Here is a 16,093-nt window from a genome sequence, read left to right on the forward strand (position 1 = left end):
GGGAGGCAATCCTGCTCTTTACGTCGGATACGCGGCGTGCGAGCCGTGACCTGAGCGGCTCGCACGCCGTGCGACCCTACGGGTCAGCGGGCGACGCCCATACTCTTCAGCGCCTTCGCCAGACCGTTGGCCCACAGTCGCTCGACCCGGCTCCGCTCGGCGGCGTTCGGGTAGGCGTTGGTGCAGGACGGGCCGGGGCCGCCGCCCGACATCAGCTCGCTGCACGGGCCGCTGTAGTGGTCCGGGAGCCCGAGCGCGTGGCCGGTCTCGTGGGCCGCGACGCGCGTCGGGTCGTACCGGCGGTTCTGCGCGTAGTCGAGGAAGATGTAGCCCCTGCCGTGACCGTCGGTCGCGGCGTAGGAGCCCCTCGGGTCGTTGCCTTCCTGGAAGCTCAGGTCACCGCTGCCGGACGTCGCCTGGAGCTTGACGTTCGACACGGAACTGTTCCAGATCGAGACGGCGCTCGATATCGCCGAGTTGAAGCTGGGCGCCCGGGACGCGTTGTAGTAGACGGTCGCCACACGCAGGCTCGGCTGCTTCGCGTGCTTCTTCGCGACCGACTTGACGACGGCCTCGAAGAACGCCGTGTTGTCGGCGGCGCGTTCCGCCGATACCGCGGGCCGTTCGAACGGGCTGACGGCGGACGCGGGCCCGGCCGGCACGGATGTCTGTGCGCTCGCCGGGGCGACGGTGACGGTGCCGAGCAGTGCGGACGTCAGGCAGACGCCGATCGCGAGGGCGAGAGAGCGCCGCGAACGCTTTCCGGGCTCGGAGGTCTCCTTGGGCCACTTCATGTGGGGGGCTCCTACTCATGGCTGAAGGGCAGCAACTGACTACCCGTCGAGGAGTGTCGGGCACATCAAGGGGCGGGCGGATCATGGCAATTGGGGATAGCGCGAAACTATCGTCCGACGGATCGTCACAAACGGGCCCGCACGGAATCCGGGTATTGACAAAGACACGTCAACACACTGCTATGTCTGCACGCATCTGATTGCGAAGCGCTCCTATCGAGCATGAACGCGCACGATCGATCACGTGCTTCTCATCACGCACATCGCCATCGGAATCGATTCCCCTGACCGAAGGGAACGCCACATGCAGGTGCCCGCACGCACCGTGCTGTCGTGTCTGACCGCGTTGGCCCTCTGGGCGAGCGGGGTTGCCACAGCCACCGCCCACACCGCCGACACTCACTCCGGCGACGCCCGCACTCCCGACGCCACAGCGCCGTCCGTCGTCGCCGTGGACGACGGGCAGGCTCTCACCCCACCCATGGGGTTCAACAACTGGAACTCCTTCGGCTGCAACGTCACCGAGCAGTTGATCAAGCAGACCGCCGACATCTTCGTCAGCACCGGTCTGCGGGACGCCGGCTACACCTACGTCAACATCGACGACTGCTGGATGACCCGCAGCCGGGACTCCCGAGGGCGGCTGGTCGCCGATCCCGCGAAGTTCCCCAGCGGCATGAAGGCGACCGCGGACTACGTGCACAGCAAGGGCCTGAAGTTCGGGATCTACCAGGACGGCGGCAGCGCCACCTGTGCCGGCTACCCGGGCAGCCTCGGCCACGAGACCGTCGACGCGCAGACCTTCGCCGACTGGGGCGTCGATCTGCTCAAGTATGACAACTGCAACAACCCCGACAGCGGCCAAGCCGCCACGATCGCCCGCTACCGCACCATGCGCGACGCCCTGCGCGCCACCGGCAGGCCCATCGTGTTCTCCATCTGCGAATGGGGGTCGACCCGCCCGTGGGAGTGGGGAGCGGCCACGGGGCACATGTGGCGCACCACGTACGACATCCGTGACAACTGGCCGTCGATGCTGAACATCGCCAAGCAGAACCTGCCCCTGGCCGCGTACGCCGGCCCGGGTCGCTGGAACGACCCCGACATGCTCGAGGTCGGCAACGGCGGTATGAGCGACACCGAGTACCGCACCCACTTCTCCCTCTGGGCGATGATGGCGGCACCGCTCATCATCAGCACCGACCTGCGCCGCGCCTCCGCCCAGACGATGCAGATCCTCCTCAACAAGGAGATCATCGCCGTCGATCAGGACCGGCTGGGACGGCAGGGCACCGTGCTGTCGTCGAGCGGAGGCCGCTGGGTGATCGTCAAGCAACTCGCCGACGGCAGCCGGGCGGTGGCCCTGTTCAATGAGACGGGGCAGCCGCAGACCATCAGGACCACGGCCCAGGCGGTCCAGCTTCCCCCCGCCGGTGCCTACACCCTCCGCGACCTGTGGCAGCACACCACCAGCCGCACGACGGGAGACATCTCCGCCACCGTGCCCGCCCATGGAACCGTCGTCTACCGGGTGTCGCCCGCGACGGGCGGCTGACGCACAACAGGGGGCAGTGCTGTGCCCTACGGGGGGAAGGGTGCAGCACTGCCCCACAGCCGCGCCCGGGTCGGACTGCCGGCTCTCGCTTCGCTCCCGGCAGGTAGACGGTGGACCCTGCCGGTGAACGAGGGCCTGAGCCGGTTCCCTTCACCCTGTGCGCTGCCTGGATCTTGGACCCCGAGGGGCCGGACGAGGCAGATGTCAGCCGTCGACAGCCCGGAGTTATCGGTTCGGTTCGGTTCGGTTCGCTTGTCTTTCGCAGGGCTTCCGTGCACTCCCCGCTGTGTAGGACCGCGGTTGCCGAACGCCTTTGCCCGGGGCCCCGGTTCGGGGCCCCTAGAGGCTTCAGCCGGCGCCCAGCGGGTCGCCGTGCGCGGCGAGCCACTCACGGTAGGCCGGCGTCCTGAACGCCGCCTCGGCGTAAGCGGATCTCAGGTCGGCGCAGATGCTTTCCATCTCCGTCCCGACCCGGCAGAAGACCAGAAGCTTCACGGCGATCGGGTCGTCCCGGAGCGGCCGGACGGCCATGTCCTCGCACGAGTTCACGACCGGCCTGCACGGGGCGACCGCTGCACCGATCATCACGAGTGTGCTCACGGCGCGATAATCCCCCTGCACCAAGGGCGGGTTTATTCCGGCGGCGTGCAACACCCTTTGCAGTGCGGCGAGTTCACCGTCGACCGTCGGATCGACCATCCAGTGGTCGTCGGCGAGTGCTCTGATGTCGACGACGGCACACGCCGCGGCCGGGTGATCGGCCGACATCGAGATGAACTGAGGCTCCCGGTCCAGAAGGGTCCATGCCTCCAGCCCGTTCGGTACGCGCAGCGGAGATCCCTCGACCTCGTGGACGAACGCCAGATCGATCTGGCCTCGCGCCAGGTCCTGCAACAGGGAATGGGCGGAGACGTTGATGTGAAGCGCCGTGGGGACGTCGGGGAAGCGCTTCTGAAGTCTCCGCAGCCAGCCCGGCAGGGCCCGGTTGGCGGTCGCACCGATCCGAAGTCCGGTACTCGCGGTGCGGGTGGCGGCGGTCCTGATGTCCGTCATGAGCGTGCTCATCTGCGCCACCAGCGGGCGGGCTCTGCTCAGTACGGCCTGTCCCGCCGGGGTGAGCCGGCATCCGTTCTGCTCCCGGGCGAAGAGCCTGGCTCCCAAAGCATCCTCGATACGGCGCAGTTGGGTGGTCAGGGCGGGTTGACTCATCCCCAGGTCCCGTGCCGCCTTGCGTATGCTCCCGGTCTCAGCGATGGAGCACAGCACTTCCAGGTGCCGTATTTCCAGTTTCATGCCGTGTACGGAAGACGCGAGAGCGCAGTCGGGCCTACTCGCCCGGCTTGCCAGGTGCACCGCCCTGCGCTTCCGAATTCCCCCTTCTCGCAGGTCATAGGACGGATCCTTGCAGCGAAGCTGCCCCGGATCGTCCAGAGTTCGAGGTCATGGCGGATTTCTCCGGCGGAGGGCACACCCGATAGAGGGTTCCGGCTCCGCGTGGCCCGCCGAGCCGAAGCCGACCGGCCCGAACGCCGACACTGGTCAGGTGTCGGCGTGACCAAGTCACGACATCGCGATTACTGAGCGGTGGTGAGTGATTATGCCATGGAGCGAACTCCAAGTGTCATCTTCACACAAGATCAATCATGGTTACGCACAGGACAGGTGCCTGGGCTCCTCCGCCGTGGAGAGGAGCCCAGGCACCTGACCGGCTCGGCTCGGTGCTCCGTCCGCCCTGTGGCTACTTCACCGGTGCGGCGGCCACCGCGGAGGGCGTGGGCAGGGTGACACCGGCCGCCGTCACGCTGAACGCGCCGGACTGCGGGCCCGCCTTGATCCGCAGGACACCCGAGTGGTCCTTGTCGTCGTAGAACCACCCGGACGACGCCCCCGCGAAGGAGCTGCGCGAGGAGAGCGGCCTCAGCGTGGTGCCGTCGACGCTGACACTGCTCGGCGCGCTGGCCACATGGATCCCGAAGTCGTACGCGCGGGACGACTGTTCGCCGGTGAAGGAGCCTCTGGGCGCCTCCATGGAGACACGCACGTCACCGGTGCCCGAGGTGGGGGCGGTGACCTTCACCTCCTGCTCGGTGAACGCACCCTTCTGGTAGGCACGGGTGATGCCGTCGTCCTCGTAGAGGGTGAACGAGGAGTCGCCGTAAGGGTGGATGTCGTAGGTGAGGGTCGACACCGGCTTCTCGCCGACGTGGTTCATCTGCGGCCACATGGGGACGATGGCGCCGCCCTTGACGAACAGGGGCAGGGTGTCGAGCGGTGCGCTGTAGTTGTTGATCCAGCCCGGTCCTGAGTAGTTCCTGCCGGTCCAGTAGTCGGTCCAGGTGCCGGCCGGGAGGTAGATGTTGTTGCGGACCGTGGTGTCGGAGACCACCGGGGCGACCAGGAAGGAGTCACCCGCCATGAACTGGCCGCTGGTCTGATTGCCGCGCGCGACGGGGTCGTCGGGGTACTCCAGGACCATGGCCCGGGTGCTCGGCACTCCGGTCGTGCTGGCGTTCTGGCTCATCGTGTAGAGGTACGGCATCAACTGCATCTTGAGCTTGAGGTACTTGCGGTTGATGGACAGGTACGGCTCGGCGAACCGCCAGGGCTGCTTGTCCTGGTATCCGGCCGACGGGTTGGTGGGACCCCAGCCGGACATGGTCATGAACGTCGGCAGCAGGGCCTTCCACTGGAGGTCGCGGACATAGGTCTTGGGGCTTCCTCCGAAGATCCCGTCCACGTCGCCGGACGCGTAGTTCAGGGCCGACAGTCCGGCGCCCGCGATGGCGGGCACGTGCCAGCGCATGTCGTCCCAGCTTCCGTTGGTGTCGCCGGTCCAGACGATGGCGTTGCGCTGGGTGCCGGCCCAGCCGTCGACCGTCCAGACGAAGCGGCGGCCGTCGGAGTTGTTCTCGATGCCGGCCACGGCCTGCTTGACGGCGTCGAAGGCGTACTTGTACCCGCGGCCGACCCAGGCGACATCGGTCTTGACGCCGCGCGAGCCCGCGACGCCCACCTCGTAGCCGATGTTCCCGAGTCCGGTCGAGGTCCACAGTCCGGTCTGGAAACCCTTGTCCTTGAGCCGCGACACGGTGTCGGGCAGGTTGGTGTAGCCGCACCCGTAGCCGTCGTTGGGCAGGAACCAGCCGGAGGGCATGTCGGCGTTGCGGGCGTCGTCGGCGTATCCGACCACGTCCGGGGTGACCTGGTGCCGTGCCCGGTTGTGATTGCCCTGGTAGTCGGGGTTGGAGGCGTTCCAGCAGTCGGCGTTGCCCAGTTGGAACCCCCACATCGGTGCGAGGAAGGGCTTGCCGCTGACGTCGGTGTACGCGCTCAGCACGCCCTTGGGCGAGCCGGCGACGACGTACCAGGCGTCGAAGCGGTTCTCGTTGTGGGTGAACGCGCCCGGCGAGGCGAAGCGGTACGAGCCCGGCGCCCAGGTGTTGCGCATGACGCCGTAGCCGTTGGTGGACATGTAGAAGGGGGCGGGGCTGGCGTTGTTGTTCTCGCGCCACCGGTTGTCGACGGCGACCGGGACGGTCTTGCCCCGCAGCGCCCACTCCCCCAGCCGCAGACCCGTTCCGTAGAACTGCTCGTCGGCGCCCTGGGCGAGGTACTGCGTGGTCTGGCCGCCGGTCCAGGAGGTGGGCTGTGTCTCCTGCCAGACCAGGGTGGTGTTGTCGGCGCGGTACACCGAGAACATGAGGGGCGACTTGTTCACCCGGATGGTCACCTGGGGTGTGGTGATCCTGAAGTAGGTGCCGGCGTCCGACGAACTGGTCGTCACCGAACCGAAGTTGGTCCTCACGGCCAGATCCGAACCGGCGGGGTCGTTGGTGAAGCCGCCGTCCGGCGACAGCCAGATCCGGAAGATGTCGGCACGCGCGACGACCACCCGCGCCTTGGCCGCGCTGGTCGTCGACACCGTGAAGGTGTTGCCGGACTGGGTGATTCCCGTGGCGGAGCCCGCCGTCGCCGCCGAAGCGGTGGTGACCGGGCCGGCCACGGACACCGCGGCCGCGACGAGCGCGAGACAGAGTAACTTCACCAGGGTGCGGAAGGTCCCCGGTGTGCACGGGGATCGCCGCCGGGACAGGGTTCTCACTGTGGAGCTCCTCGGGTCGGGGTGGGGGGGCCGAACAGCGACCGGGAAGAACCGACCTGGACATGTCAGGTCGCTCGCACAGTACGAAGCGTCGCGGGCGCGCGACAGATACGCGTTTGTGATCGTCTGGCGCTATCGCGGGCAGTGGAGCGGCGGCCCCTGAACGGCACCGTCGGGGCGTAGCGGACGCCGATCAGGGCACCCCACCTCAGGTAGCGGCTTCGGCCGTGCAGGAAGAAGGTAGGTGTGCGCGACAACGAAAGGCAGACCGTGATGACCGAGAGCCGACCCGCGACGACGACCGACTCCGGTGCCCCGGTGGAAAGCGACGAGCACTCGCTCACCGTTGGGCCCGGCGGCCCCATCCTGCTCCAGGACGCCTACCTGATCGAACAGATGGCGCAGTTCAACCGTGAACGTATCCCGGAACGCCAGCCGCACGCCAAGGGCAGCGGCGCGTTCGGACACTTCGAGGTCACCCACGACGTCAGCCGGTACACCAAGGCGGCGCTGTTCCAGCCGGGGACCCGTACCGACCTGGTCGCCCGCTTCTCCACGGTGGCCGGTGAGCGGGGCAGCCCGGACACCTGGCGGGATCCTCGGGGCTTCGCGGTGAAGTTCTACACGTCCGAGGGCAACTACGACATGGTCGGCAACAACACGCCGGTGTTCTTCGTGAAGGATCCGATGAAGTTCCAGCACTTCATCCGGTCCCAGAAGCGCCGCGCCGACAACAATCTGCGTGATCACGACATGCAGTGGGACTTCTGGACCCTCTCGCCGGAGTCGGCGCACCAGGTGACGTGGCTGATGGGCGACCGCGGCGTCCCGCGGACCTGGCGCCATATGAACGGCTACACCTCCCACACCTACATGTGGATCAACGCGTCCGGCGAGCGCTTCTGGGTGAAGTACCACTTCAAGACCGATCAGGGCATCGAGTTCTTCACCCAGGAGGAGGCCGACCGCATGGCGGGCGCCGACTCCGACTTCCACATGCGGGATCTGTTCGAGCACATCCGGGACGGCGACTTCCCGTCGTGGACCCTGCATGTGCAGGTCATGCCGTACGACGAGGCGGCGGCGTACCGCTTCAACCCGTTCGACCTCACCAAGGTCTGGCCGCACGGCGACTATCCGCTCATCCCGGTGGGCCGGATGACCCTGGACCGCAATCCCACCGACAACCACGCCGAGATCGAGCAGGCGGCGTTCCAGCCGAACAACCTGGTCCCCGGCATCGGTCCGAGCCCGGACCGGATGCTGCTGGCGCGGCTCTTCTCGTACGCGGACGCCCACCGGGCCCGCATCGGCACGAACTACCAGCAGCTCCCGGTGAACGCGCCCGTCGTCGACGTCCACACGTACTCCAAGGACGGCGCGATGGCCTACCGGAAGACGTCCGATCCGGTGTACGCGCCGAACTCGAAGGGCGGTCCCGCCGCCGACACCGAGCGGTTCGGGAGCCCGCCGAGCTGGATCGCCGACGGTGAGATCACCCGGGCGGCCTACGTCTCGCATCCGGAGGACGACGACTGGGGACAGCCCGGCACGCTCGTGCGCGAGGTCCTGGACGACGCGGCCCGCGACCGGCTCGTGGACAACGTGGTCGGGCACCTTCTCGACGGGGTGAGCGAGCCGGTCCTGGAGCGCGCCTTCGTCTACTGGACGAACATCGACGCCGGGGTCGGCAAGCGCATCGAGGAGGGTGTGCGGGCCAAGGGGAAGCAGGGGTCGTAGCTCCCCCGGGGCCCTTCGTCAGGCGTTCACGCGTGCTCGTCGTTCACCAGCAGGATCTTGCCGAGGTGGCCGCCGGCCTCCATGAGCCGGTGGCCCTCGGCGGCGTCCGCCAGGGGCACGGTCCGCTCGACGACCAGCTTCACCCTGCCGTCCTCGATCATGGGCCAGACGTTCTTCCGGACCTCGGCCACGATCTCGGCCTTGTCCTCCGTGGAACGGGTCCGCAGGGTGGTGCCGTGTACGGAGGCCCGTTTGAAGACCAGCTCGGCGAGGTCGAGCCGGCCGTCGAGCCCCTTCTGGAGGCCGATGACGACCAGACGGCCGTCGGCGGCGAGGGACCGGACGTTCCGCTCCAGGTAGTCGCCGCCGACGACGTCGAGGATCACGTCGTAGGGGCCGTGCTCCGTGAAGTCCTCGGTGCGGTGCTCGATCGCCACGTCGGCGCCCAGATCCCGGGCCCGGGCGGCCTTCTCCGGGCCGCCGACGGTCGTGACGACGCGGGCGCCCAGGGCCTTGGCGATCTGGATCGCCATCGTGCCGACCCCGCCGGCGCCGCCGTGCACGAGGATCGTCTCGCCCGGCTTCAGACGCGCGGTCATGACGATGTTGGACCAGACGGTGGCGGTGACCTCGGGAAGGCCCGCCGCCTCCGTCAGCCCGATGCCCTCGGGGACGGTGAGGAGCTGTCCGGCGGGAACGGCGACCTTCTGCGCGTAGCCGCCGCCGGTCAGCAGGGCGCAGACCTCGTCGCCCACCTGCCAGCCGGTGACTCCCTCGCCGACGGCGCCGATCCGGCCGGAGACCTCCAGGCCGGGATACGGCGACCAGCCCGGCTGGAGCGGGTAGAGCCCCCAGCGCTGCATGACGTCCGCCCGGTTCAGAGCGCTCGCCACCACATCGATGACGACCTCACCGGCGGCGGGCGTCGGGTCCTCGGCCTCGACCCACTTCAGGACCTCAGGGCCACCGTGCTCCGTGATCGATACCGCCTTCATGACAACTCCGCTCCCTCGAATGTTTACATCACATACATTACGAGCCCGAAGTATGCGCCGTCAACATTCGTCCGCGGTTCAGCTCCTCCTGAAGACGGTCACCGCCAGTGACGCGCAGTCGTTGTCGGCGGCCGTGACCGCGCCGTTCGTGTCCAGGACCTTCGTCCAGGTGCCGGAGGGCAGGGTCACCTTGTAGGTGCTCGCGGTGGGGTTGGCGACCACGACGGTGTCGTACGTCGTCGGCGCGGACGGGTTGGCGCTGAGGTGGCCGATGACGACGGAGCCGTCCGTCCGGGTGGTCATCTGGTTGCGGACCGCGTCCCAGTCGGTCAGCCGCAGGGCCGGTGTGGTCTTCCGCAGGGCGATCGCGTCCCTGTAGTAGCGGAAGACGCCGGCGTTGGTGACCTTGTCGCCCCAGTGGAGGGCGTTGACCCGGTCGGAGGCTTTGTAGGAGTTCTTCGCGGTGGTGTAGTCGCCGTTCACGACCTTCGAGCGCAGGAACTCGTCACCCTCCGCGATGACCGGGACGCCTTGGGAGGTGAGCACCATGCCGACGGCGAAGCGGTCGATCCTGCCCGCCCTGCCGGTGGCGCCGCCTCCGGCACCGGAGTAGGTGATCTTGTCGTAGAGGTTGAGGTTGTCGTGGATCGACACGTAGTTGACGGTCTGCTCGGGGTCGTAGGCGAACGCCGGGTTCCACAGGTCGGCGATGGGCGCGGTGCTCTTGAGATCGGTCGGCGAGCCGCGCATCCCGAAGGCGATGGCGCCGGCGTTGCCCGAACCGCCCATGTAGGCCATGACGTTGGTGTCGGTACCGCCGCGGATCGCGTCGCGGTAGACGCCGTTGAACACGCCGACGTGACCGGGCGCGAGGGCGGGGACGGTGCCGTAGCGGACCTTCTGCGCCTCCTGCGGGTCGGCTGCGGCGCTCCAGGGCTCGCCGTAGAGCAGCAGACCGCGGTCGCTGTAGGCCGCGTTGAGGTAGGTGGCCCAGGTGGCGACGTTGCGGTAGTGGTGGATGCCCATGAGGTCGAAGCGGAAGCCGTCGATGTTGTAGTCGCGGACCCAGTGCTCCAGAGAGTCCTGGATCATACGGCTGACCATCGGGTTGCCGTCGTCGATGGAGTTGCCGGTGCCGGACAGGTCCGTCGGCGTGTAGTACTTGCCGGTGATGCCGTTGAAGACGGACGTGGTGTGGGTGTGGTTGTAGACCACGTCCATGATGACGCGTATGCCGTGCTTGTGGAACTCGTTGACCATGTCCTTGAACTCGCGTACGCGGTCCTCGGGTTGGGTGTACTGCGAGTACTGCTCCTCGGGCACGTTGTAGTTCACCGGGTCGTAGCCCCAGTTGGGCACGGGGGTTCCGAAGTCGAAGGACGGCATGAGCTGTACGGTGTTGACGCCCAGCTCCTTGAGGTGGTCGATGCCGGTCTTCACCCCGTTGTGGGTGGTGCCGCTCTGCACCAGGCCGAGGAACTTGCCGCGTTTGGCCGCGTCGACGCCGGAACTCGCGTCGATGGTGAAGTCCCGGACGCTCAGCTCGTAGACGACCGCGTCCTCACGGTTCACCCGGGCCGGCCGAGGCGCCCAGGAACCGCCGGTCGGCATGATCGCGGCGCTGTCGATCACGACGCCCTGGGTCGTGCCCGGCTTCACCATCCGGGCGTACGGATCGCGTACGGCGGTGCCGCCGACGCTGAACTGGTAGGTCTGGCCCCTGAGATCGCCGCTCACGACGACCTGGTAGACGTTCGAATAGCCGCTGAGGGTGGTGGGGCCGAGGGAGTAAGTGCCGCCCGCGACGGTCACTTTGACGTTGGAGCTGTCGGGCGACCAGATGCGGAAGGTGGTCGCGGTGGGTGTGTACAGGGCGCCGAGGGTGTCGGCCGTCGCGGCGAGGGGGGCGGCGGCGGGGGTCGGTGCCGCGGGGGCGGACTGTGCCGACAGGGGGATGAGGAGCGCGGCGAGGAGAGCTGTGATCGTGAGGAGTGCGGCTCGGGTGGGTGGGGTGGATGGCGTGGGTGGGGTGGGTGAGGCTAATGGGGCGGGAGGTGGTGCGGTGCGGCTCATGTGGGGTGCCTCCTGGGCATGGGGGAACGCCGCCGCGCCACCGTCACGGCTCGTCGGAGCGCATGCGGGCGCGGCGGGGTGAGGTGTGGGGTGTGGTGCGGTGGGGTGGAGGTGGGGGATGCGGCGCTCTACGTGGGGCGAGGCCGGCTCAGTTCCCGGAGGTCCCGTGTCCCGGGTGCCTGGGGTCTCGTGGACTCACCATGACGGCCGACCGCTGGAGCGTCAATACGCGCTGCACGAACTTGCAGAAATTTCCTGCAAGCACCTTCATGGCTGGGGTGGTGCGCTCAGGGTGCGGTGTGGGGCAGCGCGAAGCGGAAAGCGCCTGCTCCGCTGCCGAGTTGGAGCCAGAGGTACTCGGGCTGGGTGACGACCCGCAGGGCGATCGCCGCGCAGCCCGGGCAGCGGGCGGTGAGGCCGGGTTCGGGGCCGTAGACGTGCAGTTGGGCCAGGGTCGCCGGGAGACGGCAGGAGGGGCACAGGCGCCAGGCTGTCGTCGGGTCGATCGTGAAGATCTCCCCGAGCGGGCCGGCGAGGGCGTTGCCGTCGAGGTGCAGCGGGTGCTCGTTCATGGCGGGGGTTCCTCACGGTGCGGCGCGGGTGGGTCAGCCGAAGCGTTCGGTACGGATCTGGTCGGGGGCGTGCCCGGCGGCCAGCAGGAGGGCGCTGACGTGCTCGACGAATCCGGTCGGGCCGCAGACGTAGCAGCGTGCGCCCTCGGCGGACGGCAGGTCCACCACATCGGCCTTCGTGATGCGCCCGGCGGGACGCTCGGAACGGTCCGGCGCGAGGCGGGTGTAGAGGCGCAGGATGCGGAGGTGCTGGTCGTGGGCGCTGTCGAGTTCCGCGGCGTACCAGACCTCGTCCGGGCCCCGGACGGAGCAGAGCAGGGTGCAGGGCTCGGTGGAGGTGGACGCGAGCCGGGCGCGCAGCATCGCCATCAAGGGCACGATGCCGGAGCCGCCGGCGATCAGCAGGAGCGGTCCTGGCTCCTGGGGCGTCCAGACGAACCAGCCGCCGAGGGGCCCCTTGACCTCGACATCGGCGTCCACGGGAAGATCGTCGGCGAGGTACGGGGAGACCTCGCCCCCGTCCACGGCCTGGACCCCCAGCTCGATGCGGTCGGTGTCGGCGGGGGCGGCGAGCGAGTAGCTGCGGACGGCCTGATATCCGTCCCCCGCCGTCAGCCGTACGTCGACGTGCTGGCCCGGGAGGTGTCCCGGCCAGCGCGGAACCTCGAACGTCAGGGTGCGGCCGGTCGCGGTCTGTGCCGTCCGCTCGGTGAGCCGGGCCCGTCGCCACCCGCCCATCGTCAGTCGCTCCAGTAACGCTGCTCGCGCCATGGGTCGCCGTAGTCGTGGTAGCCGGCGGACTCCCAGAAGCCGGGTTCGTTGTCCGGGGTGAGGATCAGGCCCTTGACCCACTTGGCCGACTTCCAGAAGTAGAGGTGCGGGACGACGAGGCGGGCCGGTCCGCCGTGGTCCGGGGAGAGCGCGAAGCCGTCGTAGGAGTGCGCGAGCCATGCCTTGCCGTCGGTCACGTCCTCCAGCGGGAGGTTGGTGGTGTAGCCGCCGAACGACTCGGCGACCACGAAGTCCGCGGCGGTCTCGACCTCGGCGAGGAAGACGTCGAGCGAGACACCGCGCCAGGTGGTGTCGAACTTCGACCACCGGGTCACACAGTGGATGTCGACGGTGGGCTCCTCCTGGGGCAGGGCCATCATCTCGTCCCAGGTCCAGGTCCGGGTCTCCCCCAGCTCGGTGGTCACGGTGAACGACCACCGGTCGGTGGGGACGTGCGGCGTGGGCCCCGCGGACAGCACGGGGAACGACTCCGTCGGATACTGCCCGGGCGGCAGCCGCCCTTCGAACGCGTGGGTCTTCCCACGGAACCCCGGTGACAAGCTGCCCATGGCTTCACCCCTCTCACCCGAAGCCAGCTCCCCACCCACCCTTGCTCTCCGGGACACGGCGTACCGTGCCCTTGTCCCCCACCCCATGCTCCTCGCCTGCCGTACGGGCGCAACCTGACGCGCCGGCGTCCTCGTCCCTGTCGTGTGCGAGAGCTGCGTTGTGTGCAAGACCTGCCGATAGGACACCCTGCGGACCACCGCGACTTAAAGCCTGGCTACGGGCGCCATTCCTGGCGATAGGCAGGATGCTCGGCATACGACTGGGCGAGAACCCGAAGGGTGAACGCCAGGCCCGCCGAGCGGGAATCCGCAAGATCCATGGTCTGGGCCACGTTGCAGACCGGGACGTTGTCCAGAGTGGGGAACCCCGTCGCGAAGTAGCCGATGTCGACGGACCGTGCGGCCGCCCCTGCCCGCTGGAGGGCGAGGGTCCCGGCGAGGCGGCCGACGGTGGTGATCAGTGAGTCGCCGGATCGGAGGTGCTTTCGCCAGGTCGTCCGGGGTCGCGGCGTCGGCGGTCAAGTGGTCGAGTCCGCTGGGGCGTTCGGCCAGCGTCGCGGGGTTGCGTCCGGCTATCGTCGGTCTGACGCCCCTGCGAAGCAGGGCGCCCAGGACGAGGTCGCCCGTGTAGCCCCGTGGCGCCCCGCAGGGCGATGCGGTCGGTCATCGCTTCCTTCCGAGGAGGGGGTGGGTCTGGGAGACGGCCTTGGCGATGAACGCGAAGGAGCGGGACGTGTGCGGTGCGTAGATCAGGCGCAGGGTGTCCGGCCTGGTGGGCTTGGACAGCACCGGCTTGCGGTGGCTGAACGTGTCGAAGGACGCCTTGCCGTGGTAGGCGCCCGTCCCGGACTCTCCGACGCCGCCGAACGGCAGGTCGGGTACGCCCAGATGGATCATCGGGGCGTTGAAGACGAGCCCTCCGGACGAGGTCCGCTCCAGCAGGGCCTGCCGGGCCGCCTTGTCGCGGGTGAAGGCGTAGAGGGAGAGCGGCTTGTCCCTGGCGTTGATGAAGTCGATGGCCTCGTCGACGTCACGCACGGTCAGGATCGGGAGGATCGGGCCGAAGATCTCCTCGGTCATGACAGGGGCGCCGGGCGGCACTTCGGTCAGCACGGTGGGGGCCATGTAGCGTTCGGCGGCGTCGGAGACGCCCCCGGTGACGAGGTCGCCCTCCGCCGTGAGTCCGCTCAGCCGGTGGAAGTGGCGGTCGTTGACGATACGGCCGTAGTCGGCGCTGGTGCGGGGGTCGGTGCCGAACATCTGCTGGACGGTTCGCGGCAGTTCGGCCAGCAGGGCGTCACGGGCGGCGTCGGTGACGAGGACGTAGTCGGGTGCGACGCAGGTCTGGCCGGCGTTGGTGAACTTGCCCCAGGCCAACCGGCGTGCGGCGACCGCCATGTCGGCCGTCTCGTCGATGAACACGGGTGACTTGCCGCCGAGTTCAAGGGTGATGGGCGTCAGGTTCTTCGCCGCCGCGGCCGCCACGATACGGCCGACCGTGCCGTTCCCGGTGTAGAAGATGTGGTCGAAGCGCTGCGCGAGCAGTTCGGTGGTCTCCTCGACCGCTCCTTCGACCACGGCGACGGCTTCGAGGTGGCGGGGCAGGAGGTCGGCGAGCAACGCGCTGGTGGCGGGGGCCAGTTCGCTGGGTTTGACGACGGCCGCGTTTCCGGCGGCCAGTGCGCCGACCAGCGGGTTCAACGTGAGCGTCAGCGGATAGTTCCAGGGCGCGATGATCAGGCAGACGCCGAGGGGCTCGGGGTGGATCCGGGCCGTCGCCGGTTTGATGTTCAGGGGTACGGCGACCCGCCGGGGCTTCATCCAGCGGTCGAGGTGGCGCAGGGCGTGCTCGATCTCGGTGAGGACCCCGCCGATCTCGGTGAGGTGCGATTCGGTGCGTCCCTTGCGCAGATCGTCGTAGAGAGCTTCCTCGATGTCCGAGGTGTGCTGCCTCAACATGCTGCGCAGGGCGTGGAGTTGGCGTCGGCGCCAGGCGGCGGGGCGGGTGAGGCCGGAGTCGAAGGCGGCCCGCAGCCGTACGACGGTCTCCGGGATGTCCAGGTCCTGCTGTACGACGGGGGCGGCGGTGCCGGTCATGGGCGCGTGCCTTCCAGACGGGGAAAGGGAGACTTACGGGGCGGGCTGCTAGCGGGCCGTCGAGGCCGCGTCGACGTCCGCGACCAGACGCCTGGCCAGGTGTTCGGAGGACGGCGGGTTCTGCCCCGTGTACACATTGCGGTCCACGACCACGTACGGCCGCAGCGGCAGCAGCGCCTTGGAGTACTGCGCCCCGCTCTCCCGCAGCCGGTCCTCCAGCAGCCACACCGCCTTGCGGCCGAAGCTGTTGAACTTCTCCTCCAGGTTCGACAGACCCGTCATCCGGTAGCCGGTGAACGGCCAGGACCCGTCCTCGTTCTGCGCCGCGAACGCCGCGGCCGGCGCATGGCACAGCAGCGCGAGCGGCTTGCCCGACCGCAGCACGCGGGTGATCAGCGCGCCCGACACCGGATCGACCGACAGGTCCTCCATCGGACCGTGCCCGCCCGGATAGAAGACCAGGTCGAAGTCGTCCGGATCCATGTCCGCCAGGACCCGCGGACTGTTCAACTCCCCCTTGACGGACTCCAGATACGCGGCCACCTCGCGCAGCTTCGACGGCCGTCCCGCCGTCCGCGACATGCTCAGCCGGTCCAGCGTCGGCACCTTCCCGCCCGGGGTCGCGATCGTGATGTCCCACCCCGCCGCCGAGAAGATCTTGTGCGGCATCGCCAGTTCCTCGCCCCAGAAGCCGGACGGATGCACCTCCCCGTCCCGCAACGTCCAGCGGTCCGCCGCGGACACCACGAACAACACCCTGGTCATGACGACCCCTCCTCCTGACGAGACGGCTCCACCGTCGAGGCGGTGGAAGTACCTGGCGAA

12 protein-coding genes and 1 pseudogene are annotated in these 16,093 nt (G+C 68.7%); 2 read left to right on the plus strand and 11 right to left on the minus strand.

Annotated elements, in window-relative coordinates; translation table 11 throughout:
• Nucleotides 1-83: 83 nt before the first annotated feature.
• A complete protein-coding gene (gene snpA / locus G6W55_RS15985; RefSeq protein ID WP_175521511.1) occupies nt 84-794 on the minus strand; it encodes a snapalysin in 711 nt (236 codons plus the stop codon).
• Nucleotides 795-1,098: 304 nt separating this feature from the next.
• Here snpA and G6W55_RS15990 point away from each other — a divergent pair.
• Nucleotides 1,099-2,331, plus strand: a pseudogene (locus G6W55_RS15990) (glycoside hydrolase family 27 protein); the annotation flags it as partial.
• A 366-nt stretch (nt 2,332-2,697) separates the two neighbouring features.
• Here the strand turns inward: G6W55_RS15990 and G6W55_RS15995 are convergent.
• The gene (locus G6W55_RS15995) at nt 2,698-3,642 is read right to left on the minus strand and encodes a LysR family transcriptional regulator (protein WP_175521592.1); all 945 of its coding nucleotides are present in this window, start codon (nt 3,640-3,642) and stop codon (nt 2,698-2,700) included.
• 445 nt (nt 3,643-4,087) lie between these two features.
• A complete protein-coding gene (locus tag G6W55_RS16000) occupies nt 4,088-6,394 on the minus strand; it encodes a TIM-barrel domain-containing protein (protein WP_309243726.1) in 2,307 nt (768 codons plus the stop codon).
• Nucleotides 6,395-6,724: 330 nt separating this feature from the next.
• On the opposite strand from G6W55_RS16000, the gene G6W55_RS16005 reads away from it, so the two are divergent.
• Nucleotides 6,725-8,191 carry a catalase gene (locus G6W55_RS16005; RefSeq protein WP_175521594.1) on the plus strand — a complete coding sequence of 489 codons (1,467 nt, stop codon included), beginning with the start codon at nt 6,725-6,727 and terminating at the stop codon, nt 8,189-8,191.
• A gap of 26 nt (nt 8,192-8,217) precedes the next feature.
• On the opposite strand, the gene G6W55_RS16010 is transcribed toward G6W55_RS16005, so the two are convergent.
• The 8 genes from G6W55_RS16010 to G6W55_RS16040 all read right to left on the minus strand — a co-directional run bounded on the left by G6W55_RS16010 (nt 8,218) and on the right by G6W55_RS16040 (nt 16,033).
• Nucleotides 8,218-9,186 carry an NAD(P)H-quinone oxidoreductase gene (locus G6W55_RS16010; protein ID WP_175521513.1) on the minus strand — a complete coding sequence of 323 codons (969 nt, stop codon included), beginning with the start codon at nt 9,184-9,186 and terminating at the stop codon, nt 8,218-8,220.
• A 78-nt stretch (nt 9,187-9,264) separates the two neighbouring features.
• A complete protein-coding gene (locus tag G6W55_RS16015; protein WP_175521514.1) occupies nt 9,265-11,259 on the minus strand; it encodes an alpha-amylase family glycosyl hydrolase in 1,995 nt (664 codons plus the stop codon).
• A gap of 287 nt (nt 11,260-11,546) precedes the next feature.
• The gene (locus tag G6W55_RS16020; RefSeq protein ID WP_175521515.1) at nt 11,547-11,831 is read right to left on the minus strand and encodes a DUF6510 family protein; all 285 of its coding nucleotides are present in this window, start codon (nt 11,829-11,831) and stop codon (nt 11,547-11,549) included.
• Nucleotides 11,832-11,864: 33 nt separating this feature from the next.
• Nucleotides 11,865-12,569, minus strand: coding sequence for a ferredoxin reductase (locus G6W55_RS16025; RefSeq protein ID WP_175521516.1), 705 nt, complete (start codon nt 12,567-12,569; stop codon nt 11,865-11,867).
• 2 nt (nt 12,570-12,571) lie between these two features.
• Nucleotides 12,572-13,171 (minus strand): sulfite oxidase-like oxidoreductase, encoded by a 600-nt coding sequence (locus tag G6W55_RS16030; protein ID WP_175521517.1) that lies wholly within the window; start codon nt 13,169-13,171, stop codon nt 12,572-12,574.
• A gap of 215 nt (nt 13,172-13,386) precedes the next feature.
• Entirely contained in the window at nt 13,387-13,491 is a 105-nt protein-coding gene (locus G6W55_RS38705; protein ID WP_254876289.1) for a DUF6221 family protein, read from the minus strand.
• A gap of 343 nt (nt 13,492-13,834) precedes the next feature.
• Entirely contained in the window at nt 13,835-15,268 is a 1,434-nt protein-coding gene (locus G6W55_RS16035; protein ID WP_175521518.1) for an aldehyde dehydrogenase family protein, read from the minus strand.
• Between the two features lie 48 nt (nt 15,269-15,316).
• Entirely contained in the window at nt 15,317-16,033 is a 717-nt protein-coding gene (locus tag G6W55_RS16040) for a type 1 glutamine amidotransferase domain-containing protein (RefSeq protein WP_175521519.1), read from the minus strand.
• Nucleotides 16,034-16,093: the final 60 nt, after the last annotated feature.

The sequence above is a fragment of the Streptomyces sp. CAI-85 genome (assembly GCF_013363615.1).
Taxonomy (GTDB): domain Bacteria; phylum Actinomycetota; class Actinomycetes; order Streptomycetales; family Streptomycetaceae; genus Streptomyces; species Streptomyces antibioticus_B.